Consider the following 26,978-nt stretch of genomic DNA (forward strand, 5'->3'; position numbering starts at 1 on the left):
CGCTAGGTAATCACCACAGGTAACCAACGGCGGTTGCCCCACCTACGACAAAGACGTCGCTCACCTCATTTGCCCCATGGCGAATCAGGTGGCGGCGTTTTTTTTGTTTTGGCTCCCGTTCGAGACTCCTATCAGCTGAGGTGCGCGATGAATTCAAGCTTCTGGAAATCCGGCCATACCCCGACACTGTTCGCAGCCTTCCTCTATTTCGACCTGAGTTTCATGGTGTGGTACCTGCTCGGCCCGCTGGCCGTACAGATCGCTGGCGACCTGCACCTGACCACGCAACAACGCGGGCTGGTGGTGGCCACGCCGATTCTGGCCGGGGCGGTACTTCGTTTCGCAATGGGCATGCTGGCTGATCGCCTGTCACCCAAGACCGCCGGCCTGATCGGCCAGGTGATCGTCATCTGTGCGCTGTTCGGTGCCTGGAAACTCGGCATCCACACCTACGAGCAAGCATTGCTGCTGGGGCTGTTCCTGGGCATGGCCGGCGCCTCCTTCGCCGTCGCCCTGCCCCTGGCATCGCAGTGGTATCCGCCGCAGCACCAGGGCAAGGCCATGGGCATCGCCGGGGCCGGAAACTCCGGCACCGTACTGGCGGCGCTGATTGCGCCGGTTCTGGCGGCTGCCTTTGGCTGGAGCAATGTGTTCGGCTTCGCGCTGATCCCGCTGATCCTGACGCTGATCGTTTTCGCCTGGTTGGCCAAGAACGCACCTGAGCGGCCGAAAGCCAAGTCCATGGCCGACTACTTCAAGGCCCTGGGCGACCGCGACAGCTGGTGGTTCATGTTTTTCTACAGCGTGACCTTCGGTGGCTTCATCGGCCTGGCCAGCGCCCTGCCCGGTTACTTCAATGACCAGTACGGCCTGAGCCCGGTGACCGCCGGCTACTACACGGCAGCCTGCGTGTTCGGCGGTAGCCTGATGCGTCCGCTGGGCGGCGCCCTGGCCGATCGTTTCGGCGGCATTCGCACCCTGCTCGCGATGTACACCGTGGCGGCCATCTGTATCGCTGCCGTCGGTTTCAACCTGCCCAGCTCCTATGCCGCGCTGGCCCTGTTCGTGTGCACCATGCTCGGTTTGGGTGCAGGCAACGGTGCGGTGTTCCAGTTGGTGCCGCAGCGGTTCCGTCGCGAAATCGGCGTCATGACCGGCCTGATCGGCATGGCCGGCGGCATCGGTGGCTTTGCCCTGGCGGCAGGCATGGGTGCGATCAAGCAGAGCACCGGCAGCTACCAGATGGCATTGTGGTTGTTCGCCAGCCTGGGCGTGCTCGCCTGGTTCGGCCTGCATGGCGTAAAACGCCGCTGGAGAACCACCTGGGGTTCGGCCGCCGTGACGGCTGCACGGGTCTGACGCCGCCATGAGCCTGCAATTGAGTTTCGCGCAAGCCAGCGCCATCGGTCCGCGCGATGAGAATCAGGATGCCTTGCGCCTCGTCACGCCGGCCCCGGCGCTGGCAGCCAGCAAAGGCTACCTGTTCGCCATCGCCGATGGCGTCAGCCAGTGTGCCGACGGCGGCCTGGCAGCTCGCTCGACCTTGCAGGCCCTGGCACTGGATTACTACGCCACGCCGGAAACCTGGGGCGTTGCCCAGGCGCTGGATCGCCTGCTGCTGGCGCAAAATCGCTGGCTGCAGGCCAACGGCGCAGGCCAACCACTGCTGACCACCGTCAGCGCCCTGGTCCTGCGCGGCCGGCGCTTTACCCTGGCCCATGTCGGCGATTGCCGGGTGTATCGCTGGCACGCCGAGCAGTTGCAGCGAGTCAGCGAAGATCACGTCTGGGACCAACCGGGCATGCAGCATGTACTCAAGCGCGCACTGGGTCTGGACCAGCACCTGGTGCTGGACTTTCTCGATGGCGAATTGCGCACCGACGAAAGCTTTGTGCTGCTCAGCGACGGTGTCTGGGCGGTCCTGGGCGACACCGCCATTGCGGCGATCCTGCGTGACCAACCGGACCTGGACAGCGCCGCGCAAACCCTGGTCAACGCCGCCCACCTGGCGGGCAGCCAGGATAACGCCAGCGCCCTGCTGGTGCGGGTCGATGCCCTGGGTGAAGCGAACATCGGCGATGCATTGATCCATCTACAGCAATGGCCGCTGCCACCGGCACTGAAACCGGGCCAGGTGTTCGAGGGCTGGCAGATTGAAGGGATTCTCGGCCAGAGCCAGCAGTCGTTGCTCTATCGGGTACGCGACAGCCAGCAGCAACCCTGGTTGCTGAAAACCCTGCCCCCTCGCCTGCATGACGATCATCAGGCCGGGCAAGCGTTGCTGTCCGAAGAATGGTTCCTCAAACGCGTGGCCGGGCGGCACTTTCCTGAGGTGCATGCGGCCAGCCAGCGTCAGCATTTGTACTACGTGATGCGTGAGTATTCGGGCTCGACACTGGCGCAACTGCATGAACAAACCGGCCCCATGCCCCTGGCGCAATGGCAGGACGTGGCTGAACGCCTGCTGCGAGCGGTCGGCATGCTCCATCGACGGCAGATCCTGCATCGCGATATCAAACCGCAGAACCTGCTGGCAGGGGACGACGGCGAGTTGCGCCTGCTGGATTTCGGCCTCGCCTACTGCCCGGGCCTGTCTGAAGACCAACCCAGCACCCTGCCCGGAACCCCCAGCTATATCGCCCCGGAAGCCTTCCGCGGCGATGCACCGACGCCACAACAGGACCTGTATGCGGTGGGAGTGACTTTGTATTTTCTGCTCACCGGGCAATTTCCCTATGGTGAAATCGAAGCCTTCCAACGCCCTCGATTCGGCGTTCCGGTCAGCGCCAGTCGCTACCGCCCCGACCTGCCGGAATGGATTGCACAAAGCCTGGAACGCGCGGTGGCCGCAGACCCGGCGCAACGCTTTGAAACTGCCGAGGAATGGTTGCGGCTGTTGGAACAGGGGGAGCGAAGCAGCTTAAGCGTACGCCCCAGGCCTTTGCTGGAGCGCGAACCGCTGAAGGTATGGCGGACATTGGCCCTGCTGTCGCTGCTGGCGAACCTGGTGTTGCTGTTCCTGGTGTTCCATGGCTGAGCCTGCATTGCCTTTAAAACCGATCATCGTCATTTCGTGAGGAACAACACTATGAACGCAAAAGTCTGGCTGGTAGGTGCGGGTCCCGGTGACCCTGAATTGCTGACCCTCAAGGCCGTGCGCGCATTGAAGGAAGCGGACGTGGTGCTGATCGATGACCTGGTCAATGGCGCGATTCTCGAACACTGCCCCGAGGCACGGGTCATTGCGGTGGGCAAACGCGGTGGTTGCCGCTCCACGCCGCAAGCGTTCATCCATCGCCTGATGTTGCGTTACGCCCGGCAGGGCAAATGCGTGGTGCGGCTCAAAGGGGGCGACCCGTGCATTTTCGGGCGCGGTGGCGAAGAGGCCCAGTGGTTGCGCGAGCGTGGGGTCGAAGCCGAGCTGGTCAATGGCATCACGGCCGGGCTCGCCGGCGCCACCCAATGCGATATTCCGTTGACCCTGCGCGGTGTGGCGCGCGGCGTGACACTGGTTACCGCCCATACCCAGGACGGCAGCAGCCTGAACTGGCAGGCACTGGCCCAGGGTGGTACGACCCTGGTGATCTACATGGGTGTGGCCAAGCTCAGCGAAATCCGCGAGCAGCTGTTGGCCGGAGGGATGGCAGAAGATACGCCGGTGGCGATGATCGAAAACGCTTCACTGCCCCATCAGCGCGAATGCAGGAGCGATCTGACAGCCATGGAGGAAGATGCCTACGCCTTTGAGCTGAAAAGCCCGGCCATATTGGTGATCGGTGCGGTTGCGGCTGGTGAACAGATCAAACGATCGGAGCTTTTGCAGAATTCTGCTGAAACTGCGGCCTAGGCACACCGTGGCGCCAGGGTCACCTGTAGGAGCCAGGCTTGCCGGCGAAGAACGATGACGCGGTATTACAGATGCACCGCGGCGTCTGCTTCGCCTGTAGGAGCCACGCTTGCCGGCGAAGAACGATGACGCGGTGCAGCAGATATACCGCGGCGCCTGGTTCGCCTGTAGGAGCGAGGCTGCCCGCGAAGAACGATGACGCGGTATGACAGTTACACCGCGGCGCCTGGTTCGCTGGCAAGTCGGGTCGCCGCATCGCTGGCTCCTACAGGCGAAGAACGATGACGCGGTGCAGCAGATACAGAACCCAAATCGCAGGCAAAGAAAAGCCCGGCATGAGCCGGGCTTTTCTCAGAGCTGCGGGCTAATTACTTAGCTTGAGCTTCAACCTGCGCTTCTACGCGACGGTTTACAGCACGGCCAGCTTCAGTGGCGTTGTCAGCAACTGGGCGGGATTCGCCGTAGCCAACAGACTGAACGCGGGACGATTCAACACCGTACTGGTTGGTCAGAACTTGCTTAACGGCGTTTGCACGACGCTCGGACAGTTTCTGGTTGTAAGCGTCAGGACCGACGGAGTCAGTGTGACCTTCAACAGTGGTGCTGGTGGATGGGTACTGCTTCATGAAGTCAGCCAGGTTCTTGATGTCGCCGTAGCTGTTAGGCTTGACTACCGACTTGTCGAAGTCGAACTTCACGTCCAGCTCAACACGAACAACTTCAGCAACTGCTGGGCAGCCATCAGCATCAACGGTTACGTTGGCTGGGGTGTCCGGGCACTTGTCAACGTTGTCGCACACGCCATCGTTGTCGCTGTCGGAGCAGACTTCTGGTGCTGCAACTGGAGCAGGAGCTGGCTTGGAGCCGCCACCGAAGTTCACACCGATACCGACGCTAGGAGCCCACTCGGTGTTGCCCTGGTCGATGTTGTACTGAGCTTCAACGCCAGCACGGGCGTAGAAGTTGTCGGTGAAGTACAGCTTGGCGCCGCCACCAACGTTGGCGAAGGTGGAACGGTTACGACCGTTCGAACCGTTCTGGTCGATGCTCTGGTCGGAGAAACCGGCCGAGACGTACGGACGCAGCATGTCGCCCGGGTTGTTGAAGTGGTACAGAGCATCCAGAGCGGTGTCCGCGCCTTTGATGTTCTGGCCAGAGTCGGAACGTACGTTGTGCACTTCGTCGTAAGCCAGACGCAGTTCAACGTCGTCGGTCAGGAAGTAACCAACAGAACCACCGAACAGATTGCCGTCGTTTTTGAAGTTACGGTCGCTGTCATAGTACTCTTTCTTTGCGAAGCCTTCGATTTCAACTGCGCCTTGGCCCTGTGCCAGAGCGCCGATTGAAGTGGCGGCAATAAGAGAACCAATGGCCAAGCCCAAGGTGTTTTTCAGTTTCATCCGTTAAATCCCCATCTGGTGATTGTGAAGCAGTCCCGCAAACCGGGGGACAACTCGGCGGCAAGTCTATCAGAACTTGCCTACACGTAAGAGATATTTGCGCCGAACTAAGTTTCAGCAATGCCTGCAAATTTCTCACGCAATTTATCTAGAGCGCGTTTGTACCGCATTTTTGTGGCGCTCAAGCCCATGTGCATGATGTCTGCGATCTCCTGAAACTCCAGCTCTGCGACAAATCGTAGCACCAGAATTTCGCGGTCAATCGGGTTCACATACACTAACCAGCGATCAAGTCCACCCTTCTCCTCGGGTTTCGGCGCCTTTTCTTCAGACGCTTCCTCGAGGGGGTCAAGACTCAAGGCGTCCATCAAGCGACGCTTTCGCCGTTCCTTCCGATACTGCGTAATGCACTCGTTGTACGTGATGCTATATAGCCATGTCTTGAACTTCGATTTGCCCTCGAAGTTCTTCAGGCCGTACAGCACCTTCAACATGACCTCCTGACAGACATCATCAGCGTCGCGATCGTTCCCGAGATACCGTGCACACACGTTAAATAATGTTCGCTGGTAACGCCGCATCAGTTCTTCATAGGCGCGCGTTACGTGAAACAGCTCGGTATGCGAGCGCGCGACCAACTCCTCATCAGAGAGCTCGCGGGGGTCGTAGCGCATGGATAGCGATTGGGCTTTATTCAAAACAAGTCGTGCCGACAGTCAGGTCAATGTCCGCCGCAGCCAGCATCAGGCGGCATTTTACGGCGGCATACATTAGCAGGGTTTGCCGGGTTAGCGGCTACTCACATGCTGCTCGAGGAGGATCCGATTGGAAAGAGAGACTAGCTCACCCTCATCGGTCAGCAATGTAGTTTTAACCGTGCCGATCTCTTCGATCTGCCCTTCGACCTCTCCAACTCGCACTTGTTGCCCAACCTGGTACAACTCACGCACATAGATTCCCGCAAGAATCTGACCGGCAATTTCCCGGCTTCCCAACCCCATGGCCAGCGCAACCGCCAGACCAACGGTAATCAATACGATCACGATCACGTGATTGAGCAGGTCAGTCTTGACCTCCAACTGACTGATCGCGACCGAGATACTGATGATGATCACCAGGCCCTGGGCAATTCTCCCAAGCCCCGAAGCGTAGTCCAGGCCTACGCCTTCTGCCGCACCGCGCACCAGCCCATTGGCCAATTGTGCCAGCAAGACACCCACCAGCAGCACCAGCGCCGCGCCGAATACTTTCGGCAAATACAACGCAAGCATATCCAGCGTAGCTGAAACTCGCTCAAGTCCAAGGGATTCTGCGGCAGAAACCAGAAAAATCAGCAGAACGAACCAGTAGACGATTTTACCGATCAGCGTCGAGATAGGGACCTGCAGTCCGGCGCGGGACAACAACTTGGTCAAGCCGGTACCGCCCATCAGGCGATCCAGACCCAGTTTGGCGAGCAATTTCGACAGCAGGGTGTCCAGCAACTTGGCCACGACAAAGCCGAGCAGGAGCACGACCAGTGCGCCAAACAGGTTCGGAATGAAGTTCGCAACCTTGGTCCATAACGCAGTCATTGCAGTGACGAGGCTCTGTGTCCAGAGATCAAGTTCCATATTCAATCAGCCTTATCAGCGGTGCGAGCGGTAGGTTTACGCAGACGGGAGACCGGCGCGACATGGGCCGAGCCGTTATTGAGGGCGATCATCAGGGCGGGCAACCAGCGGCCCAGCAGGCTGAACAAATCACCGGCGCCAACCTGGCGATTGGCGGTTTTCAGGACACGTCCCAGGCACGCATCGTCGTCCCGGGTGGACGGTGATGCCTTGAGCATGTCGCGCAAAGACTGTTCAAACGGATCGTGCATACGCACCTCTCGTGATGTCTGTGAAAGACGCGGTCAAATTTACCCGGGTCACATGGCGCACATTCAAACCCAGCGCAAACGTCGGAATAACCACCACTGCCCGAGCGCCACCGAGATCATCAGCAGGCAGGCGACGAGGAAGCCATAGGGGCTTTCTGAAAATGGAATGCCCCCGACGTTGATCCCCAAAAGACCGGTCAAAAAACTCATCGGCAAAAAAATCCCGGTGATGATGCCGAAGCGATACATGGTGCGGTTCATGCGCACGCTCAATCGTCGGTCTTCGGTCTCCAGGACCAGCCCCACGCGCTCTCGGGTTAATTCCAGCTCTTCGAGATAGCGGGTCAGGCTGTTGTTCAATTCGTTCCAGTAATCCCCGTCGTCCTCGACGAACCAGGGCAATTTGATTCGTGTCAGTTGACCAAAAATGTCCCGCTGCGGAGCGAGAAAGCGCTTCAACGCAGCAGCCCGGCGACGGATCTGCAAAACAGCACCGTGCTCAGGAGTATACCGTTCGTCTGAATCCAGTCTTTCTTCTTCCTCATCGACCACTTCCGAGAGGCAACTGACCAGGTCCTGTACCTTGTTGGTGAGGTACTGGGCCATGTAGAGAATGAGTTCGGAGGCGGTTTTCGGCCCCTTCCCGGCCTCCAGCTGCACCAGCAGTTCCTCGGTGGCGCGCAACGGACGCAAACGCAGGGAAATCACCCGCTGGGCAGAGCCGAAGATGCGCACCGACACCATATCCTCAGGCTCGGCACCCGGATTGAGGTTTACCCCGCGCAAAAATAGCAGCAGCTCGCTGTCGGAAAGCTGTAGAAGACGCGGACGGGTGTTTTCTTCCAGCAAGAGGTCGCAGCTGAACTCACTCAGTCCGCTGGACTTGCGCAGCCAGGTCTGGGTTTGCGGGTGACTGCGATCCCAGTGCAGCCACAGGCTTTCGTGGGCCTGCAGCTGCAATTCGTCGAGTTCTGTCCGGGCTATCGAACGCGCACCGCCTTTACCGTCCAGCACCAGGGCATGTACCAGCCCCCATTGCGCGTTTTCTTCCTCGAACATCCGCATTCCATTCTTCAAAAAAATCGGCTGAATCTTACTCAGGCATCTTCAGTGGGCTCGGCGAGACGATCACGCCGTTGTTGTCCGCATAAATGTAATGGCCGGGATGAAAGGTCACGCCGGCGAAGGTCACCGCAACATTCAGGTCGCCGATTCCGCGCTTGTCGGTTTTCATCGGGTGGCTGGCCAATGCCTGAACCCCCAGGTCGGTTTGCGCGATGACGTCGACGTCACGGATGCAACCGTAGATCACCAGCCCTTCCCAGCCGTTTTTTGCGGCTTTCTCGGCGATCATATCGCCCAGCAACGCCCGGCGCAGGGAGCCACCACCATCGACTACCAATACCTTGCCATTACCCTTGAGCTCGGCTTGCTCCTTGACCAGCGAGTTGTCTTCGAAGCACTTGATGGTCACGATCTCGCCGCCGAAGGAGTCCCGGCCACCGAAATTGCTGAACATCGGTTCCAGCACCTGCACCAGTTCCGGGTAGGCGTCGCACAGGTCAGGGGTGAGGTAATGGTTCATCGAGAAACTCCTGTAAAGAGGAAGAAAGCACGAACATCACTACTGATTCAGTCACGGAAAATGACCAGAACAGCTCAATGCGTCATATCTTAGCCGCAACCCGACCAGAGCGAAATGCCCTTGATAGAGCGTCCAGCTTAGATCGCCGCGGCCAAATCCGCTTGATCACCGAGCAACGGCGTTTGCTGATCCACCAGCCAGCGAGCGACCAACGGCCAGACTTCAGCCTGGGCGGCTTTGCTGACCAACATTTCCACATGACCGAAATTATCGGTAAAACCCTGCTCGCGCCCCAGGTTGATGAATTGCTTGTGCTCGGAACCCAGCTGGTCGAACAACTTGCGACAAGCCCAGGCCGGGTCCTGATGATCGCCCGCGGCGCTCACCGCCAGCGCCGGCATCCCGACCTCGGCAAGGCCCGCCCACCAGTCCTTGTCGGCATCGCCAAAGCGTCCGAACAGACCGTACCAGCGCATGCTTTCCAGGGCCAAGCCAATCGGCTCGTCCTCCGGGCCACGCTTGAGCCGTGAACCGGACAGCTGGGCAAAGCGCTTGAGGATGAAACGACCGCTCCACTCCACCGGTGGAATCTTCAGCGGCCAGTAGGTGCGGCTGACTTGCGTGCCAAAAAACGCCGCGGACGCGACCACGGGCTCGCCAATGTATTGGCCGCCCAACGCCGCCGCCAGGGTGATGCCGCCCAGCGAATGGCCGATCCAGTGCGGGACTTGGCCGCTTTGCTCGCGCACGAACGCGCCAATGGCTGGCAGATCGTAACGCGCGTAGTCGGCAACACGATTCTTGCGATAGTTCTGGTTGCGCCGGGACAAGCCGTGACCGCGCATTTCCGCGATCCAGACATCGAACCCCAGGCGCGTCAGATAGGCCCCCAGGCCCAGCCCCTTGGGGGAGAACCAGAAACGCCGATTGGAAAAACTGCCGTGCAACAGGATCACCGGCACGCCACGGGAGGCCGACTCATCGGCCATGCCAAGGCGCGTCACCGCCAATTCTACGGTGCCGTCGGGGCTGTTACCGGGCTTCAACCGGTAGACATCTTCGCTCAGATCACCGCGCCGCTCGGCGCTGATCAGGGCGACAGGAAACAGGTTGCTGCTGCTTTGCATAATCTCTTGCACAAAAAAGGGCGGCATCCGAAGGAGCCCGCCCTGCTTGAATCTCCAAGAACAGCCGCTCCATCCCTGTAGGAGCGAGCATGCTCGCGAAAAACTTCTAGACACCACGTTCATCCAGGACAAACGCGTTATCGTTGACGTCCATCGCGAGCAGGCTCGCTCCTACAGGGAGGAGCGGCCCGTTCACACCATCAAGCCGAAGCTTGACCTTCCGCCAGGAAGAACCAGGTTTCCAGTACGGAATCGGGGTTCAACGAAACGCTTTCGATGCCCTGCTCCATCAGCCACTTGGCCAGGTCCGGGTGGTCCGAAGGGCCCTGACCGCAAATGCCGATGTACTTGCCAGCCTTGTTACAGGCGGCAATGGCGTTGGCCAGCAGCTTCTTGACCGCAGGATTTCGCTCGTCGAACAGGTGCGCGATGATCCCGGAGTCACGGTCCAGGCCCAGGGTGAGCTGGGTCAGGTCGTTGGAACCGATGGAGAAACCGTCGAAGAATTCGAGGAATTCTTCCGCCAGGATCGCGTTGGACGGCAGTTCGCACATCATGATGACGCGCAGGCCGTTGTCGCCACGGGCCAAGCCGTTTTCGGCCAGCAGGTCCACCACCTGGCTCGCTTCGCCCAGGGTACGGACGAACGGCACCATGATTTCAACGTTGGTCAGGCCCATCTCGTTGCGCACGCGCTTGAGAGCACGGCACTCGAGCTCGAAGCAGTCGCGGAACGACTCGCTGATGTAACGCGAGGCGCCACGGAAGCCCAGCATCGGGTTCTCTTCTTCCGGCTCGTAGAGCTTGCCGCCGATCAGGTTGGCGTATTCGTTGGACTTGAAGTCCGACAGACGCACGATGACCTTTTTCGGATAGAACGCAGCCGCCAGGGTGCTGATGCCTTCGACCAGTTTCTCGACGTAGAAGCCGACCGGGTCGTTGTAGCCGGCAATGCGCTTGTCGACGCTTTCCTTGATGTCCTGCGGCAGGCCGTCGTAATTCAGCAGCGCTTTAGGGTGCACGCCGATCATGCGGTTGATGATGAACTCCAGGCGGGCCAGGCCCACACCGGCGTTCGGCAGCTGTGCGAAGTCGAAGGCGCGGTCCGGGTTGCCGACGTTCATCATGATCTTGAACGGCAGCTCCGGCATGGCGTCTACGGAGTTCTTCTTGATGTCGAAGCCCAGTTCGCCTTCGAAGATGAAACCGGTGTCGCCTTCAGCGCAGGAAACGGTCACGCCCTGGCCGTCTTTCAACAGCTGGGTGGCATTGCCGCAACCGACCACGGCCGGGATGCCCAGCTCACGGGCGATGATCGCCGCGTGGCAGGTACGGCCGCCACGGTTGGTGACGATGGCGCTGGCGCGCTTCATGACCGGTTCCCAGTCCGGGTCGGTCATGTCGGAGACCAGTACGTCGCCTGGCTGGACCTTGTCCATCTCGGACACGTCCTTGATGATGCGCACCTTGCCGGCGCCGATGCGCTGGCCGATGGCACGACCTTCGACCAGCACGGTGCCGGTTTCCTTCAACAGGTACCGTTCCATGACGTTGGCCTGGGTGCGGCTCTTCACGGTTTCCGGACGGGCCTGCACGATGTACAGCTTGCCGTCGTCACCGTCCTTGGCCCACTCGATGTCCATCGGGCACTGGTAGTGCTTCTCGATGATCATCGCCTGCTTGGCCAGCTCGCTGACTTCGGCGTCGGTCAGGCAGAAACGCGCACGTTCGGCCTTGTCGACGTCGACGGTCTTGACCGAACGACCGGCCTTGGCCTCGTCGCCGTAGATCATCTTGATGGCCTTGCTGCCCAGGTTGCGGCGCAGGATCGCCGGGCGACCGGCGGCCAGCGTGCCTTTGTGGACGTAGAATTCATCCGGGTTCACCGCGCCTTGTACGACGGTTTCACCCAGGCCGTAGGCGCCGGTGATGAACACCACGTCACGGAAGCCCGATTCGGTATCGAGGGTGAACATAACGCCAGCGGTGCCGGTTTCGGAGCGGACCATGCGCTGTACGCCGGCCGACAGGGCTACCAACTTGTGGTCGAAGCCCTGGTGCACGCGATAGGAAATCGCGCGATCGTTGAAAAGGGAGGCAAACACTTCCTTGGCGGCGCGAATGACGTTTTCGACACCACGGATGTTCAGGAAGGTTTCCTGCTGACCGGCGAAGGACGCATCGGGCAAGTCTTCGGCGGTAGCGGAAGAACGCACGGCCACGGCCACGTCGGGGTTACCGGCGGACAGCGCGGCGAACGCGGTGCGGATCTCGGTGTTCAGTTTTTCCGGGAACTCGGCTTCCATGATCCATTGGCGGATCTGGGCGCCGGTCTTGGCCAGGGCATTCACGTCGTCGACGTCCAGGGCATCCAGGGCGTCATGAATCTGCTGGTTCAGGCCGCTCAGTTCCAGGAAATCACGATATGCCTGAGCGGTCGTGGCGAAGCCACCGGGTACCGATACACCGGCACCCGCAAGATTGCTGATCATCTCGCCCAGGGATGCGTTCTTGCCCCCCACATGCTCAACATCGTGTTTGCCGAGCTTATCGAGGGAAACTACGTACTCTACCAAGGTGATCTCTCCACTAACTGTGTTGGAAAAGCTCAGAAGCCGGCTGCTCGGGGGAGCGTTTGCCAGCTGTATGGCCTGGACCTGGAAAATAAGTGAGAATGCGGGCCATTGGCGGCCGGCAAATCGCGCCTATCATATCCAAGAATCGTCACTAGCTTAAGGCCCAAGGTGCAAATGAAACGATCTGCTTTCTTTATCTCCGATGGCACCGGCATTACCGCCGAAACCCTCGGCCAAAGCCTTTTGGCGCAGTTCGAAAACATTACCTTCAGCAAATTCACGCGGCCGTACATCGACAGCGTGGATAAAGCGCGGGCCATGGTACAACAAATCAACAAAGCCGCCGAAACCGACGGCTTCCGTCCGATTATCTTCGATACCATCGTCAATCAGGACATTCGTGAGATCCTCGCGACTTCCAATGGTTTCATGATCGACATTTTCTCGACCTTCCTGGCGCCACTTGAACAGGAACTGACCGAGCATTCCTCCTATACCGTGGGCAAATCCCACTCCATCGGTGCCAACACCAATTACATGGAGCGTATCGAGGCGGTGAACTTCGCCCTCGACAACGACGACGGTGCCCGCACGCATTATTACGACAAGGCCGACCTGATCCTGGTGGGCGTATCGCGCTGCGGCAAGACCCCGACCTGCCTGTACATGGCCATGCAATTCGGCATCCGCGCGGCCAACTACCCGCTGACCGAAGACGACATGGAGCGCCTGCAACTGCCCAGCGCCCTGCGCGCCCACCAGCACAAGCTGTTCGGCCTGACCATCGACCCGGACCGCCTCACCGCGATTCGCAACGAGCGTAAGCCCAACAGCCGCTATTCGAGCTACGCCCAGTGCGAATTCGAAGTGCGCGAGGTGGAAAACCTGTTTCGCCGCGAGAACATTCCGAATATCAACTCCACGCATTTTTCGGTGGAAGAGATTTCCGCGAAAATCCTGGTGGAGAAAGGTGTGGAGCGGCGCTTCAAATAAATCTCTATCGCCTGTTCCGGCCTCATCGCCAGCAGGCTGGCTCCCACAGTTGATTTGTGTTCACCGCATATCCCCTGTGGGAGCCAGCCTGCTGGCGATTGAACGATAACGCGGTCTCCTAGATAACAAACAAATCCACAAACCGATTAACAGGCGTCGCTTCAAGCGCTGCCTGGTCCTTGCACAACGCAAAAATCTCCTCGCTACGCTGCCCGGTAAATCGTGTCAGCAGGTTCGCCCTGAACTTGTCCTCCAACAATGGGATACCCTCGGCACGGCGCCGACGGTGACCAATCGGGTACTCCACAATCGCGTTCCCGGTGCTGGTGCCGTCCTTGAAAAACACCTGGATGGCATTGGCGATCGAGCGCTTGTCGGCTTCCAGGTATTCACGGGTGTAATCCGGGTTTTCGACGATGACCATCTTGTCGCGCAGCACATCGATGATCGGATGCGCCTTGTGAAAATCATCTTCGTAGTACTCGGCCACCAGATTACCGAAGGCCAGTGGCACCGCCGTCATGTACTGGATGCAGTGATCGCGGTCGGCGGCATTGGCCAGCGGGCCGACCTTGGAAATGATGCGGATCGCCGATTGATGAGTGGTGATGACGATCCGATCGATCTCGTGCAGGCGGTTGCGCACTTGCGGGTGCAGGGCCACCGCCGCTTCACAGGCGGTTTGCGCGTGGAATTCGGCGGGAAAACTGATCTTGAACAGCACGTTTTCCATCACATAACTGCCGTATGGCCGCGAGAAGCTGAACTGGCGCCTGTCTTGCGGCTTGAGCGCCAGGTCGTTGTTGGTGTGGCTGAACAGCACGTCGTAAAAGCCCCATTGCTTGGCACTCAACACCCCGGGAATGCCCATCTCGCCGCGCATGGCGATGTCCGCCAGGCGCACACCACGACTGGAGGCGTCGCCCGCCGCCCAGGACTTTCGCGACCCGGCATTCGGCGCATGGCGGTAGGTGCGCAATGCCTGGCCATCGGCAAAAGCGTGGGACAACGCCGAGAGCATCTGCTCACGATTGGCGCCCATGAGCTTGGCGGTGACCGCGGTCGAGGCGACTTTCACCAGGATGACGTGATCGAGGCCGACGCGGTTGAACGAGTTTTCCAGCGCGATCACGCCCTGGATTTCGTGGGCCATGATCATCGCTTCGAGCACCGTACGAACCGTCAGCGGCGCCTCGCCATTGGCCAGGCGCTTTTGCGACAGGTGGTCAGCCACCGCCAGAATGCCGCCAAGGTTATCCGACGGATGGCCCCACTCGGCGGCGAGCCAGGTGTCGTTGTAGTCGAGCCAGCGCACGATGCAACCGATGTCCCACGCGGCCTTGACCGGATCGAGTCGATAACTGGTGCCGGGGACCCGGGCGCCGAATGGCACGACGGTGCCTTCAACCACAGGCCCGAGGTGCTTGGTGCATTCGGGAAAACGCAGGGCCAGCAGGCCGCAGCCCAAGGTATCGATCAGGCAGTTGCGCGCGGTATTTAGCGCCTCTTCGGATTCGATCCTGTAATTGAGGACGTAGTCGGCAATGTCCTGCAGGACCTGGTCGTAGTCGGGGCGGTTGTTGAGGTCGACGTTGGCGCTCATGTTCGATTCACTCTGCGGTGGTTCGTTGATGGGACCTCGGTACAGGGCAATCTCGGCGGGTGACTACGTTCTTATTTTGTAATGCGATCCCCTGTAGGAGCCAGGCTTGCCGGCGATAGCGATTTCAATGACGCCATCGCCGGCAAGTCGGATCGCCGCACCGCTGGCTCCTACAGGGGCGGTGTCGCTTAGAACGAATCGCCCGGCACGCGGACGAAACCTTCCATCAACACCCGTGCACTGCGGCTCATGATGGCCTTGTTCACGGTCCATTCACCGTTCACCTGGCTGGCTTCAGCGCCAACGCGCAAGGTGCCGGACGGGTGACCGAAGCGCACCGCGTTGCGTTCAACACCGCCCGCCGCGAGGTTCACCAGAGTCCCGGAAATCGCCGCAGCAGTGCCGATGGCGACTGCCGCCGTGCCCATCATCGCGTGGTGCAGCTTGCCCATGGACAGCGCGCGCACCAGCAGGTCGACATCGCCCGCCGCCACCGCTTTGCCGCTGGACGACACGTAGTCCGAAGGCTTGGCGACGAACGCCACCTTCGGCGTGTGCTGTCGCTTGGCCGCTTCGTCGATGTTGGAAATCAGGCCCATGTGCAGAGCGCCGTAGGCACGGATGGTTTCGAACATCTGCAGTGCTTTCGGATCGCCGTTGATCGCGCCTTGCAGCTCGGTGCCCTTGTAGCCGATGTCTTCGGCATTGACGAAGATGGTCGGGATGCCGGCGTTGATCATGGTTGCCTTGAAGGTCCCGACGCCGGGCACTTCCAGGTCATCCACGAGGTTGCCGGTAGGGAACATCGAACCGCCACCGCCCTCCTCTTCCGCTGCCGGATCGAGGAATTCGACCTGCACTTCCGCCGCCGGGAAGGTCACGCCGTCGAGTTCGAAATCACCGGTTTCCTGCACTTCGCCGTTGGTGATCGGCACGTGGGCGATGATGGTCTTGCCGATGTTGGCCTGCCATACGCGCACCACGGCGATGCCGTTGTGCGGGATGCGGCTGGCGTCCACCAGGCCGTTGCTGATGGCGAACGAGCCGACTGCCGCGGTCAGGTTGCCGCAGTTGCCGCTCCAGTCGACGAATGGCTTGTCGATCGACACCTGGCCGAACAGGTAATCGACGTCGTGATCGGCCTTGATGCTTTTCGACAGGATCACGGTTTTGCTGGTGCTGGACGTCGCGCCGCCCATGCCGTCGATTTGCTTGTCGTAGGGGTCGGGGCTGCCGATCACGCGCAGCAACAGGGCGTCGCGGGCCGGGCCTGGTACCTGCGCTACTTCTGGCAGGTCTTTCAGGCTGAAGAACACGCCTTTGCTGGTGCCGCCGCGCATGTAGGTAGCGGGAATCTTGATTTGCGGTGCGTGAGACATGAATGCTCCTTCAAAACGGACACGGGACTCAAAGTCCCGTGTCCGTGCTGCGTGTGTTAAACGGCAACCGCCGATTCTTCGAGGAAGTCCTGGGCGAAACGTTGCAGCACGCCACCGGCTTCGTAGATCGACACTTCTTCAGCGGTGTCGAGGCGGCAGGTTACCGGCACATCGACGCGCTCGCCGTTCTTGCGATGGATCACCAGCGTCAGCTCGGCACGCGGCGTGCGATCGCCGATCACGTCGTAGGTTTCGCTGCCGTCGATGGCCAGGGTGTGACGGTTGGTGCCCGGCTTGAACTCCAGCGGCAACACGCCCATGCCCACCAGGTTGGTGCGGTGAATGCGCTCGAAACCTTCGGCGGCAATCGCTTCCACACCCGCCAGGCGCACGCCTTTGGCTGCCCAGTCGCGGGACGAACCCTGACCGTAGTCGGCACCGGCGATGATGATCAGCGGCTGCTTGCGATCCATGTAGGTCTCGATGGCTTCCCACATGCGCATCACTTTGCCTTCCGGCTCGACACGGGCCAGGGAGCCCTGCTTGACCTTGCCGTTTTCCACAACCATTTCGTTGAACAGTTTCGGGTTGGCGAAGGTTGCACGCTGCGCGGTCAGGTGGTCACCTCGATGCGTTGCGTAAGAGTTGAAGTCCTCTTCCGGCAGGCCCATCTTCGCCAAGTACTCACCCGCCGCACTATCAAGCATGATCGCGTTGGATGGCGACAGGTGATCGGTGGTGATGTTGTCCGGCAGCACCGCCAGCGGGCGCATGCCCTTGAGCGGACGCGCGCCGGCCAGTGCGCCTTCCCAGTACGGCGGACGGCGGATGTAGGTGCTCATTTCGCGCCAGTCATACAGCGGCGCCACTTTCGGGCCGGTGTCTTCGTGGATGGCGAACATCGGGATGTAGACCTGGCGGAACTGCTCCGGCTTCACCGAGGCTTTCACCACGGCGTCGATTTCTTCGTCGCTCGGCCAGATGTCCTTCAGGCGGATTTCCTTGCCGTCGACCACACCCAGCACGTCTTTTTCGATGTCGAAACGAATGGTGCCGGCAATGGCGTAAGCGACCACCAGTGGCGGCGAGGCCAGGAACGCTTGCTTGGCGTACGGGTGAATCCGCCCGTCGAAGTTGCGGTTGCCGGACAACACAGCGGTGGCGTACAGGTCACGGTCGATGATCTCTTGCTGGATCACCGGGTCCAGTGCACCGGACATGCCGTTGCAGGTGGTGCAGGCAAAGGCCACGACGCCGAAACCGAGTTGCTCCAACTCATCGGTCAGGCCGGCTTCGTCGAGGTACAGGGCCACGGTTTTCGAGCCTGGTGCCAGGGACGACTTGACCCATGGCTTGCGGGTCAGGCCCAGCTTGTTGGCGTTGCGCGCCAGCAGGCCGGCGGCAATCACGTTGCGCGGGTTGCTGGTGTTGGTGCAGCTGGTGATGGCGGCGATGATCACCGCGCCGTCCGGCATTTGGCCGGGCACATCTTCCCACTGGCCGGAGATGCCTTTGGCGGCCAGATCCGACACCGCCACACGGGCGTGCGGGTTGCTCGGGCCGGCCATGTTGCGTACCACCGAGGACAGATCGAAAGTCAGGCCGCGCTCGTATTGCGCGCCCTTCAGGCTGTCGGCCCACAGGCCCGTGGTCTTGGCGTAGTTCTCGACCAGCTGCACCTGCTCGTCTTCACGGCCGGTGAGTTTGAGGTAGTCGATGGTTTGCTGGTCGATGTAGAACATCGCCGCGGTGGCGCCGTATTCCGGGGCCATGTTGGAGATGGTCGCGCGGTCGCCCAGGGTCAGGGCCGCGGCGCCTTCGCCGAAGAACTCCAGCCAGGCACCGACGACTTTTTGCTTGCGCAGGAACTCGGTCAGCGCCAGCACCATGTCGGTGGCGGTGATGCCCGGTTGCAGCTTGCCGGTGAGCTCGACACCGACGCTTTCCGGCAGACGCATCCAGGATGCGCGGCCAAGCATCACGCTTTCGGCTTCCAGGCCACCGACACCGATGGCGATCACGCCCAGCGCATCGACGTGCGGGGTGTGGCTGTCGGTGCCGACGCAGGTATCAGGGAACGCCACGCCGTCGCGCACCTGGATCACCGGAGACATTTTCTCCAGGTTGATCTGGTGCATGATGCCGTTGCCCGGCGGGATCACGTCGACGTTCTTGAACGCCTTCTTGGTCCAGTTGATGAAGTGGAAACGGTCTTCGTTGCGACGGTCTTCGATGGCGCGGTTCTTCTCGAACGCCTCCGGATCGAAGCCACCGCGCTCGACGGCCAGGGAGTGGTCGACGATCAGTTGCGTCGGCACCACCGGGTTGACTTGCGCAGGGTCGCCGCCTTGCAGGGCGATGGCGTCACGCAGGCCGGCGAGGTCCACCAGCGCGGTCTGGCCGAGAATGTCGTGGCACACCACACGGGCCGGGAACCACGGGAAGTCGAGGTCGCGCTTGCGTTCGATGAATTGCTTCAGGGATTCGGTCAGCGTGGCCGGGTCACAGCGACGCACCAGGTTTTCCGCCAGCACGCGGGAGGTGTACGGCAGGGTGTCATAGGCGCCGGGCTGGATGGCCTCGACCGCCGCGCGGACGTCGAAGTAATCCAGGTGGCTGCCGGGCAGCGGTTTACGGAATTCTGTGTTCATCGGTCAGGACTCGGTCACGGTAGTTTCAAAGGGTGGGGCCTGGCACAGCTTCTGAAATGATCTCGATCCCCTGTAGGAGCGAAGCTTGCTCGCGAAAGCGATCTGTCAGCCGACATCAATGTTGAATGTCATTGCCTCTTCGCGAGCAAGCTTCGCTCCTACAGGTTTGCGGTGATCAGGCCTCCACCATTCAGCGTTGTTCGATTGGCACGAACTTGCGCTGTTCGACGCCGGTGTACTCGGCGCTCGGGCGGATGATGCGGTTGTTGGCACGCTGTTCGTACACGTGGGCCGCCCAGCCGGTCAGGCGCGAGCAGACGAAGATCGGTGTGAACAACTTGGTCGGGATGCCCATGAAGTGGTACGCCGAGGCATGGTAGAAGTCGGCGTTCGGGAACAGTTTCTTCTGTTCCCACATGGTCTTGTCGATGGCTTCGGAGACCGGGAACAGCACTTTGTCGCCCACTTCGTCGGCGAGCTTTTTCGACCAGCCCTTGATCACCTCGTTGCGCGGATCGCTGTCCTTATAGATCGCGTGGCCGAAGCCCATGATCTTGTCCTTGCGCTCGAGCATGCCGAGGGTGCCCTTGATCGCGTCTTCCGGCGAGCTGAAGCGTTCGATCATTTCCATCGCCGCTTCGTTGGCGCCGCCGTGCAGCGGACCGCGCAGCGAGCCGATGGCCGCGGTGATGCAGGAGAACAGGTCGGACAGGGTCGAGGCACACACACGCGCGGTGAAGGTCGAGGCGTTGAATTCGTGCTCCGCGTAGAGGATCAGCGAAACGTTCATCACCTTGACGTGCAGCTCGCTCGGCTTCTTGCCATGCAGCAGGTGCAGGAAGTGACCACCGATGGACTGCTCGTCGCTCACGCATTCGATGCGCTTGCCTTCGTGGCTGAAGCGGTACCAGTAGGTCATGATCGCCGGGAAAGCAGCCAGCAGGCGATCGGTCTTGTCGTGCTGCTCGGAGAAGTCGTTCTCCGGCTCCAGGTTGCCCAGGAACGAGCAGCCGGTGCGCATCACGTCCATCGGGTGGGCGTCGGCGGGGATGCGTTCCAGCACTTCCTTGAGCGCTTGCGGCAGGTCACGCAGCTTGCTCAGTTTGCTGATGTAAGCGGCCAGTTGTGCCTTGGTCGGCAGTTCGCCGTACAGCAGCAGGTAAGCGACTTCTTCGAATTGTGCGTCAGCCGCCAGTTCGCGGACGTCGTAGCCGCGATAGGTCAGGCCTGCGCCCGACTGGCCCACGGTGGACAGTGCGGTTTGCCCGGCAACCTGGCCACGGAGCCCGGCGCCACTGAGTACTTTTGCTTCGGCCATTTCTGCCTCCAATTTTTAATTTTGTTAGGGAGTTATCCGACTTACTTCTTCGCCGCAAACAACGCATCGAGCTTCTGCTCGAAGGTGTGGTAGTCGATGCGTTCGTAAAGTTCCATGCGGGTCTGCATGGTGTCGATGACGTTCTGTTGCGTGCCGTCGCGGCGGATCGCGGTGTAGACATTTTCCGCGGCCTTGTTCATGGCGCGGAAGGCCGACAGCGGGTACAGCACCAGGGACACGTCGGCAGCGGCGAGTTGCTCGGTGGTGTACAGCGGCGTCGCGCCGAATTCGGTGATGTTGGCCAGGATCGGCGCTTTCACTCGGCTGGCGAACAGTTTGTACATCTCAAGTTCGGTGATGGCTTCCGGGAACACCATGTCGGCGCCGGCCTCGATGCACGCCGCGGCGCGATCCAGTGCCGATTCCAGGCCTTCCACCGCCAGGGCGTCGGTACGGGCCATGATCACGAAGCTGTCATCGGTACGGGCATCGACCGCGGCCTTGATGCGATCGACCATTTCCTGCTGGGTCACGATTTCCTTGTTAGGACGGTGACCGCAACGCTTGGCGCCCACCTGGTCTTCGATGTGAATCGCCGCCGCGCCGAACTTGATCATCGACTTGACGGTACGGGCGACGTTGAACGCCGAGGAGCCGAAACCGGTGTCCACGTCCACCAGCAGTGGCAGGTCGCAGACGTCGGTGATGCGGCGCACGTCGGTCAGCACGTCATCCAGGCCGGTGATGCCCAGGTCCGGTACGCCGAGGGAGCCTGCAGCCACCCCGCCACCGGACAGGTAGATCGCCTTGAAACCGGCGCGCTTGGCCAGCAGTGCGTGGTTGGCGTTGATCGCGCCGACCACTTGCAATGGATGCTCGCTGGCGACCGCATCGCGGAAACGCTGGCCTGGTGTGCTCTTGTTCAAACTCATGACTCACCTCGTTTGGCTGTCGGGTTAGCGCCGTCCTGGTAATGACGGGCGATATTGCGTTTGGAGGCGCCGATGTGACGGCGCATCAACAACTCGGCCAGTTCACCGTCACGGTCGGCGATGGCATCGAGAATTCGGTGGTGTTCGGCAAAGGCCTGGTGCGGGCGATTGGGCGTGGTGGAAAACTGGATGCGGTACATGCGCACCAATTGATAGAGCTCGCCGCAAAGCATTTGCGTCAGGGTGCGGTTACCGCTGCCCTGGATAATCCGGTAGTGGAAGTCGAAATCGCCTTCCTGTTGGTAGTAGCCGCGGCCAGCCTGGAAGGCTTCGTCGCGCTCGTGGGTTTCAAGGACCCGGCGCAGTTCGTCGATTTCCTCGACGCTCATGCGCTCGGCGGCCAGGCGACAGGCCATGCCTTCGAGGGATTCGCGAATTTCGTAGAGCTCCAGCAGCTCGGCATGGTTGAGCGACACCACCCGCGCACCGACGTGCGGCACGCGCACCAGCAGGCGCTGGCCTTCCAGGCGGTGGATGGCTTCGCGCAACGGGCCACGGCTGATGCCGTAGGTACGGGCCAGCTCCGGCTCGGAAATTTTGCTGCCCGGGGCGATCTCACCCTTGACGATGGCCGCCTGAATGCGCCGGAAGACGTTTTCGGAAAGGGTTTCCGAGTCGTCTTGGGCAGTAAGCGGGGGAGCCAGTTGATCCAGCATATTGTCGACACCTTGAAAGCTAGTGCGGCAAAAACTAACCAAAACTGCCGCCGCAGTCAAAGGATAATTAGATATTGTCGACAATCGTCTAATAACCACCCGCACCATAACCAAGCAGAGCCCTCTGCCCATCGCCGCCCGGCAGCGCTGGCACCATCAACCTGCCGTGCTAGAATGCCGCCCGCATTTGTTTGTCACATCTGCACTGTCTGTCATAAATAGCTGATAGGCATACGAGGAGCTTGCGCAGCGATGCCAGGGTCTTGAATCAAAGAACAGACCGCTGCGCACCAGGATTTATGAGACTCAAGCCCTTCCCGATCTTTCTTTTTCTTCTTTGCCTGTCCGGTTTCGCCGCCGCAGGGGAAAAGACCGTGTACGGTCTCAATGAATACGCATCGCTGGGCGGCATCGACCTTGAAGTGGCCGCCAAACTCGATACCGGGGCGAAAACCGCATCCCTGAGTGCCCGCGACATCAAGCGTTTCAAACGCAATGGCGAGTCCTGGGTGCGCTTCTACCTGGCTATCGACGCCGCCCATTCGCACCCGATCGAACGACCGCTGGCCCGCGTCAGCAAGATCAAGCGCCGGGCTGGCGACTACGATCCGGAAGAGGGCAAGAAGTACACCGCCCGTCCGGTGATCGAGCTGGATATCTGCATGGGCTCAGCTTTACGCAGCATCGAAGTGAACCTGACCGACCGTAGTGCGTTCCAATACCCGCTCCTGATCGGCTCCGAAGCGCTCAAACGCTTCGATGCGCAGGTCGACCCCAGTCTTAAATACGCTGCTGGCAAACCCGCCTGCGCCGCCGACGCTCATACCGCCGAGTAATTTAAATGCGCTCTCTTACCCTTCATCTGAAAATGCTGATCGCCATCCTGGTGGTGTTGGGCATTTCAGTCACGGCCTACCAGATCTTCGTACTCGGCATTCCCGTGACGGAAGACGCCACCGACGACTTGTGGAACATCGACGCCAAGGTCGAGTTCGTCGCCAGTGCCAAGGACCCGGTAAAGATCCAGATGTTCGTGCCGCCCTTGAGCCGCGACTACGTGAGCCTCAACGAAAGCTTCATCTCCAATAACTACGGCGTGGCCGTGAACCGTGTCGATGGCAACCGCAAGGTCACCTGGTCGGCGCGCCGGGCCAAGGGCAACCAGACACTTTATTACCGCCTGGTGCTGACCAAGCGCTACACCGCCGAAAAAGCCAAGATCAAGGGCCCGACCTTCCGCGACAGCATTGCCGTGGAAGGCCCTGAGAAACTCGCCGCCGAAGCGTTGCTGGCGCCGATTCGCCAGCACTCGGCCGACGTCGAGACTTTCATCAGCGAAGCGATCAAGCGGGTCAACAACAGCAACGACGACAACGCCAAGATGCTCCTGGCCGGCGACCCGACACCGGCGCACAAGGCCAAGATCGTCGAACTGCTGCTGTCCATCGCCCACGTGCCGGTGGAAAAGGTCCATACCATTCGCCTGGTGGCCGACCAGCCGCAAACCCCGGAACTCTGGCTGCGCAGCTTCAACGGCACCGACTGGCTGTACTTCAACCCGGAAACCGGCGAACAGGGCCTGCCGACCGACCGCTTGCTGTGGTGGACCGGCGATGAAAACCTGATCACCGTCGATGGCGGCAAGAAGGCCACTGTGACCTTCAGCATGAACAACAGCGAAATGAACGCCATTCGCCTGGCCAAGCTGACCGACGAAAACACCGACGCCAACTTCCTCGAATACTCGCTGTACGGCCTGCCGCTGCAAACCCAGCAGACCTTCATGATCATGGTGATGATCCCGATCGGCGTGCTGGTGATCCTGGTCCTGCGCAACCTGATCGGCCTGCAGACCCTCGGCACCTTTACGCCGGTACTGATCGCCCTGGCCTTTCGCGAGACCCAGCTGGGCTTCGGTATCGTGCTGTTTACCATCATCACGGCGCTGGGGCTGTCGCTGCGCTCCTACCTTGAGCACCTGAAACTGCAGATGCTGCCGAGGCTGTCGGTGGTGCTGACGTTCGTGGTGGTGTTGATCGCGGCCATCAGCCTGTTCAGCCATAAACTCGGCCTGGAGCGCGGACTGTCGGTGGCGTTGTTCCCGATGGTGATCCTGACCATGACCATCGAACGCCTGTCGATCACCTGGGAAGAACGTGGCGGCGGCCATGCCATGAAAGTGGCGATCGGCACCCTGTTCGCCGCGACGCTGGCGCACCTGATCATGACCATTCCGGAGCTGGTGTACTTCGTGTTCACCTTCCCGGCGATCCTGCTGATCATGGTGGGCTTCATGCTGGCCATGGGTCGCTATCGCGGCTACCGCCTGACCGAGCTGGTGCGCTTCAAGGCCTTCCTGAAGAAGGCTGACGCCTGATGTTCGGCTTCTGGAAGACCTGGAAAGCCCTGGAGGCCCGGGGCATCATGGGCATCAACCGGCGTAACGCGGACTACGTGCTCAAGTACAACAAGCGCAGCCTGTACCCGATCGTCGACGACAAGATCATCACCAAGGAACGCGCGATCAGCGCCGGCATCCATGTGCCGCAGCTATATGGGGTGATCTCCACCGAAAAGGAAATCGACAAGCTCGGCGAGATCATCGACGGGCGCATCGACTTCGTGATCAAGCCTGCCCAGGGCGCTGGCGGCGACGGCATCATCGTCATCGCCGACCGCTTCGAGGGACGTTATCGCACGGTGTCCGGCAAGATCGTCGACCACGAAGAGCTCGAACACCATATCTCCAGCATCCTGACCGGCCTGTATTCCCTGGGCGGGCATCGCGACCGTGCGCTGATCGAATACCGGGTGATCCCGGACCAGATCTTCAAGAGCATCAGCTACGAAGGTGTGCCGGACATCCGCATCATCGTGTTGATGGGCTATCCGGTCATGGCCATGCTGCGCTTGCCCACCCGCCAGTCCGGCGGCAAGGCCAACCTGCACCAGGGCGCCATCGGCGTCGGCGTCGACCTGGCCACCGGCCTGACCCTGCGCGGCACCTGGCTGAACAACATCATCGCCAAGCACCCGGACACCACCAACGCGGTGGATGGCGTGCAGCTGCCCTACTGGGACGGCTTCATGAAGCTCGCGGCGGGTTGCTACGAGCTGTGCGGCCTGGGCTACATCGGTGTCGACATGGTGCTGGACCAGGAGAAAGGCCCCTTGATCCTCGAGCTCAACGCCCGACCTGGCCTGAATATCCAGATCGCCAATGATTGCGGCCTGACGTTGCGCACCCATGCGGTCGAGGCGCGGCTGGAAGACTTGAAGGCACGTGGCGTGACTGAAACCGTCGAAGAACGCATGGCGTTTGTGCAGGAGATGTTCGGGCATATTCCGCCGGTTGAAGGCTGATCCAAGACCGCGTCGCGCCTTTCGCGGGCAAGCCTCGCTCCTACAGGTCATCACCGAACTCCGTAGGAGCGAGGCTTGCCCGCGAAGACTGACTAACAATCACTACCGCACTCAGCCCTGCCCCAATCTACCATTCCTCAATATCCCCTCTAGGAGCAATTCCCCGAGGGGACTACAATCGCCACCCCGCCTCGATGGCTGATCCAACCCGCCCATGCTGACCTGTTCCGTACATCCGCTGCCCTATCGCGCCAACCCTGCCGACTACTTCGCGGCCATTCGTCATGCCCCTGGTGCCGTGCTGCTCGACAGCGGCCGCCCCAGTGCCGAACGCGGGCGCTTTGACCTGCTCAGCGCCTGGCCGCTGGAACAACTGGCGGTAGCGCCTGACGAACGTGGCAGCGATTTCCTGCAACGCCTTCGGGATAATCTGACGCGACTGGGCGAAGCATCGCTGCCCGCACCTTATGAGTTGCCGTTCGCCGGCGGCTTGATTGGTTACCTGAGCTACGACTTCGGACGCCACCTGGAAAACCTGCCGAGCCAGGCCCGGGATGACCTGCAGTTGCCGGACGCGCGTTTCGGCCTGTACGACTGGGCGCTGATCAGCGATCACCACCAGGCCACCAGCCAATTGGTGTTTCACCCGACGCTGGCCGACAGCGAGCGCCAGCGCCTGATCCAGCTGTTCAGCCAGCCCGCCGCTGAAGCGCTCGAGCCGTTCAAGCTGCAAGCGCCGATGAATGCCGACCTGAACGCTGACCAGTATCGCGAGGCGATCGAGCGCATTCAGCAATACATCCAGGCTGGTGACTGCTACCAGGTCAACTTCGCCCAACGCTTCCGCGCGCCCTGCCAGGGTGATCCATGGACGGCGTACTGCGCGTTGCGATTGGCGTGCCCAACACCGTTTTCCGGTTTCCAGAGCCTGCCCGACGGTGGCGCGGTGCTGAGCCTGTCACCGGAACGCTTCGTCAAAGTCAGCGAGCGTCATGTGGAAACCCGCCCGATCAAAGGCACGCGCCCACGCGGCCTTACCGCTGCCGAGGACGCGGCAAACGCCGCCGAACTGCTGGCCAGCCCCAAGGACCGCGCAGAAAACCTGATGATCGTCGACCTGCTGCGCAACGACCTCGGTCGCACCTGCCGCACCGGTTCGGTTCGTGTGCCTGAGTTGTTCAGCCTGGAAAGCTACCCGAATGTGCATCACCTGGTGAGCAGCGTGACCGGCGAACTGGCGGATGATCGGGATGCGCTGGACCTGATCGCCGGCAGCTTCCCGGGTGGCTCGATTACCGGCGCGCCGAAAATTCGCTCGATGCAGATCATCGACGAGCTGGAGCCCACGCGACGCGGCCTGTATTGCGGTTCACTGTTGTACCTGGACGTGCGCGGCGAGATGGACAGCTCCATCGCCATCCGCAGCCTGCTGGTCAAGGATGGGCAGGTGTGTTGCTGGGGCGGTGGCGGGATCGTCGCCGATTCGGAGTGGCAGGCCGAGTATCAGGAGTCGATCACCAAGGTGAAGGTGCTGCTCGATACCCTGCAAAACCTCTAAAAGCTTCGCGGGCAAGCCTCGCTCCTACAGGTGATCACCGTTCCTGTAGGAGCGAGGCTTGCCCGC

General features: G+C 60.8%; 22 protein-coding genes. 8 read left to right on the forward strand and 14 right to left on the reverse strand.

Translation table 11 applies throughout. The annotated features are described in order from the left end of the window. The first annotated feature begins 147 nt into the window (after positions 1-147). The 3 genes from OH720_RS23745 to cobA are packed head-to-tail and all read left to right on the forward strand — an operon-like array spanning position 148 to position 3,847. Positions 148-1,359, forward strand: a complete 1,212-nt coding sequence (locus tag OH720_RS23745) for a nitrate/nitrite transporter (protein ID WP_180202543.1) — start codon at positions 148-150, stop codon at positions 1,357-1,359. 7 nt (positions 1,360-1,366) lie between these two features. After that, positions 1,367-3,037 (forward strand): bifunctional protein-serine/threonine kinase/phosphatase, encoded by a 1,671-nt coding sequence (locus OH720_RS23750; protein ID WP_272603131.1) that lies wholly within the window; start codon positions 1,367-1,369, stop codon positions 3,035-3,037. Between the two features lie 51 nt (positions 3,038-3,088). Beyond that, entirely contained in the window at positions 3,089-3,847 is a 759-nt protein-coding gene (gene cobA, locus OH720_RS23755) for a uroporphyrinogen-III C-methyltransferase (protein WP_272603132.1), read from the forward strand. Between the two features lie 368 nt (positions 3,848-4,215). Here the strand turns inward: cobA and OH720_RS23760 are convergent, their stop codons facing one another. The 8 genes from OH720_RS23760 to ppsA all read right to left on the reverse strand — a co-directional run bounded on the left by OH720_RS23760 (position 4,216) and on the right by ppsA (position 12,399). Further along, positions 4,216-5,247, reverse strand: a complete 1,032-nt coding sequence (locus tag OH720_RS23760; protein WP_180202545.1) for an OmpA family protein — start codon at positions 5,245-5,247, stop codon at positions 4,216-4,218. A gap of 107 nt (positions 5,248-5,354) precedes the next feature. Then, complete coding sequence (gene sigX, locus OH720_RS23765) at positions 5,355-5,945, reverse strand: RNA polymerase sigma factor SigX (protein WP_075949123.1); 591 nt, start codon at positions 5,943-5,945, stop codon at positions 5,355-5,357. A 90-nt stretch (positions 5,946-6,035) separates the two neighbouring features. Next, positions 6,036-6,860: a mechanosensitive ion channel family protein gene (locus tag OH720_RS23770; RefSeq protein WP_008048604.1), complete on the reverse strand. Its 825-nt coding sequence runs from the start codon at positions 6,858-6,860 to the stop codon at positions 6,036-6,038. A 2-nt stretch (positions 6,861-6,862) separates the two neighbouring features. Further along, the gene (locus tag OH720_RS23775) at positions 6,863-7,111 is read right to left on the reverse strand and encodes a hypothetical protein (protein ID WP_020801096.1); all 249 of its coding nucleotides are present in this window, start codon (positions 7,109-7,111) and stop codon (positions 6,863-6,865) included. A gap of 63 nt (positions 7,112-7,174) precedes the next feature. Then, on the reverse strand, positions 7,175-8,170 hold the full coding sequence (locus tag OH720_RS23780) for a zinc transporter ZntB (protein ID WP_008061710.1): 996 nt from the start codon (positions 8,168-8,170) through the stop codon (positions 7,175-7,177). Between the two features lie 34 nt (positions 8,171-8,204). Then, the gene (gene rraA, locus OH720_RS23785; protein WP_008061717.1) at positions 8,205-8,696 is read right to left on the reverse strand and encodes a ribonuclease E activity regulator RraA; all 492 of its coding nucleotides are present in this window, start codon (positions 8,694-8,696) and stop codon (positions 8,205-8,207) included. 137 nt (positions 8,697-8,833) lie between these two features. Then, the gene (locus tag OH720_RS23790; RefSeq protein WP_272603133.1) at positions 8,834-9,823 is read right to left on the reverse strand and encodes an alpha/beta fold hydrolase; all 990 of its coding nucleotides are present in this window, start codon (positions 9,821-9,823) and stop codon (positions 8,834-8,836) included. 200 nt (positions 9,824-10,023) lie between these two features. Further along, positions 10,024-12,399, reverse strand: a complete 2,376-nt coding sequence (ppsA, locus tag OH720_RS23795) for a phosphoenolpyruvate synthase (RefSeq protein ID WP_272603134.1) — start codon at positions 12,397-12,399, stop codon at positions 10,024-10,026. 174 nt (positions 12,400-12,573) lie between these two features. Here ppsA and ppsR point away from each other — a divergent pair, with 174 nt between their 5' ends. Continuing rightward, positions 12,574-13,392, forward strand: coding sequence for a posphoenolpyruvate synthetase regulatory kinase/phosphorylase PpsR (gene ppsR, locus OH720_RS23800; RefSeq protein WP_008061720.1), 819 nt, complete (start codon positions 12,574-12,576; stop codon positions 13,390-13,392). A gap of 118 nt (positions 13,393-13,510) precedes the next feature. Here the strand turns inward: ppsR and prpD are convergent, their stop codons facing one another. From prpD to OH720_RS23830, 6 genes are all read right to left on the reverse strand, one after another. Next, complete coding sequence (gene prpD / locus OH720_RS23805) at positions 13,511-14,995, reverse strand: 2-methylcitrate dehydratase (protein WP_272603135.1); 1,485 nt, start codon at positions 14,993-14,995, stop codon at positions 13,511-13,513. Positions 14,996-15,183: 188 nt separating this feature from the next. Continuing rightward, the gene (prpF, locus tag OH720_RS23810) at positions 15,184-16,374 is read right to left on the reverse strand and encodes a 2-methylaconitate cis-trans isomerase PrpF (RefSeq protein WP_272603136.1); all 1,191 of its coding nucleotides are present in this window, start codon (positions 16,372-16,374) and stop codon (positions 15,184-15,186) included. 56 nt (positions 16,375-16,430) lie between these two features. After that, positions 16,431-19,025, reverse strand: coding sequence for a Fe/S-dependent 2-methylisocitrate dehydratase AcnD (acnD, locus tag OH720_RS23815; RefSeq protein ID WP_272603137.1), 2,595 nt, complete (start codon positions 19,023-19,025; stop codon positions 16,431-16,433). Positions 19,026-19,215: 190 nt separating this feature from the next. Beyond that, on the reverse strand, positions 19,216-20,343 hold the full coding sequence (prpC, locus tag OH720_RS23820; RefSeq protein ID WP_272603138.1) for a bifunctional 2-methylcitrate synthase/citrate synthase: 1,128 nt from the start codon (positions 20,341-20,343) through the stop codon (positions 19,216-19,218). 41 nt (positions 20,344-20,384) lie between these two features. Further along, complete coding sequence (prpB, locus tag OH720_RS23825; protein WP_272603139.1) at positions 20,385-21,275, reverse strand: methylisocitrate lyase; 891 nt, start codon at positions 21,273-21,275, stop codon at positions 20,385-20,387. Then, positions 21,272-21,988, reverse strand: coding sequence for a GntR family transcriptional regulator (locus OH720_RS23830; protein ID WP_177325082.1), 717 nt, complete (start codon positions 21,986-21,988; stop codon positions 21,272-21,274). The genes prpB and OH720_RS23830 overlap by 4 nt, the downstream gene beginning before the upstream one ends. 302 nt (positions 21,989-22,290) lie before the next feature. On the opposite strand from OH720_RS23830, the gene rloA reads away from it, so the two are divergent. The 4 genes from rloA to pabB all read left to right on the forward strand — a co-directional run bounded on the left by rloA (position 22,291) and on the right by pabB (position 26,912). Beyond that, positions 22,291-22,827 carry a retropepsin-like aspartic peptidase RloA gene (gene rloA, locus OH720_RS23835; protein WP_272603140.1) on the forward strand — a complete coding sequence of 179 codons (537 nt, stop codon included), beginning with the start codon at positions 22,291-22,293 and terminating at the stop codon, positions 22,825-22,827. 5 nt (positions 22,828-22,832) lie between these two features. Next, positions 22,833-24,368 carry an osmotic stress tolerance membrane protein RloB gene (gene rloB, locus OH720_RS23840; protein WP_272603141.1) on the forward strand — a complete coding sequence of 512 codons (1,536 nt, stop codon included), beginning with the start codon at positions 22,833-22,835 and terminating at the stop codon, positions 24,366-24,368. Next, on the forward strand, positions 24,368-25,354 hold the full coding sequence (locus OH720_RS23845; protein WP_272603142.1) for an alpha-L-glutamate ligase-like protein: 987 nt from the start codon (positions 24,368-24,370) through the stop codon (positions 25,352-25,354). The genes rloB and OH720_RS23845 overlap by 1 nt, the downstream gene beginning before the upstream one ends. A gap of 214 nt (positions 25,355-25,568) precedes the next feature. Next, on the forward strand, positions 25,569-26,912 hold the full coding sequence (gene pabB, locus OH720_RS23850; protein ID WP_272603143.1) for an aminodeoxychorismate synthase component I: 1,344 nt from the start codon (positions 25,569-25,571) through the stop codon (positions 26,910-26,912). Positions 26,913-26,978: the final 66 nt, after the last annotated feature.

The organism is Pseudomonas sp. WJP1 (genome assembly GCF_028471945.1).
Classification (GTDB): domain Bacteria; phylum Pseudomonadota; class Gammaproteobacteria; order Pseudomonadales; family Pseudomonadaceae; genus Aquipseudomonas.